Raw genomic sequence first — 964 nt, 5'->3', positions numbered from 1 at the left:
TGCCCGATAATTAAGATTAAAGAAGTGTGCACTCGTGTCCTCAGGATCGATAAGCTTCGCGCAGGATTCAGCCAGCGCCAAAAGCTTGGCGTTAGTCTTGAGTTTGATTAAGAAATCAGTATCGGATGATAGACATAATTGATAGAGCTTCGGTGTCGCAAAGCCACTATCACCACGAACCAGCGTATTCATCTGACAACTAAACTTCTTAGTGTAGTCGATGATTGGCCGCATAAAGTCAACGACACCAGTGGAAGTGTAGACATTCCCTGGCCGAAGCTTGGCACCCAAAAACATACCAGACAAACCATCAAAAGCAAGTAATGGGTGAAGCCCCATCGAAGCATAATGAGAATTAAAGGCAGCATTAACTTGGTTGCCAAATGTATCGGAGTGAGTAGAATCAACATCAATAATCATGTCAGTTTGATTATTTTGTTTAATCACAAGCTTATTGAGATCCCGGTTTAACGTTTCAAGACCAGCGACGGCCGATGATCCCAGGTGATTGATGAATCGGGAGATAGTCGGTTGTGAGGCCAAGGTATCTTTATCCAAACAAAGTTTTAAAACGGGATCATGACTGAGATTTTTGGTCATCGAATCATTTTGATAGCCAGCAATCTTTTGAAGTAGTACTTGCGTCAGTAAAGATGAAAGCCGATGTTTAGGGCTTCTACGCCACTCTTGTTTAGGTAGTGCGCACAAAACCAGCTGTTTAAAGTTAATGTGATGTAAGAAATCAGTCATTAGTAATAAGCCAGAATCATTCGTAAGTCGGGTGCCATCGTCACAGAAAGAAATTTTTGAATTGAAGTCTAAGCCATGGTCTAGTATATTGGTCATTAGGAACTCCCCTTTGTATTGTTTGGTGTGGTAACTTCACAATAACATTGTGGGGTTCTTTTTTTAACTATTTTTTTTGGTTACACCCAACGGGTGAAACCAAAAAGGACTAGAAAGG

General features: G+C 41.1%; 1 protein-coding gene. It reads right to left on the bottom strand.

The window, feature by feature from the left end; genetic code table 11:
* Positions 1-846, bottom strand: an 846-nt coding sequence (locus FC99_RS06380; protein WP_156639348.1) for an IS1380 family transposase, incomplete at its 3' end; no start/stop codon positions are given.
* Positions 847-964 lie beyond the last annotated feature (118 nt).

It is taken from the genome of Levilactobacillus koreensis JCM 16448 (genome assembly GCF_001435525.1).
In the GTDB taxonomy this organism is placed as follows: Bacteria; Bacillota; Bacilli; order Lactobacillales; family Lactobacillaceae; genus Levilactobacillus; species Levilactobacillus koreensis.
Note: the sequence above shows the minus strand (reverse complement) of the source record. Positions and strands in the feature narration are given on the sequence as shown.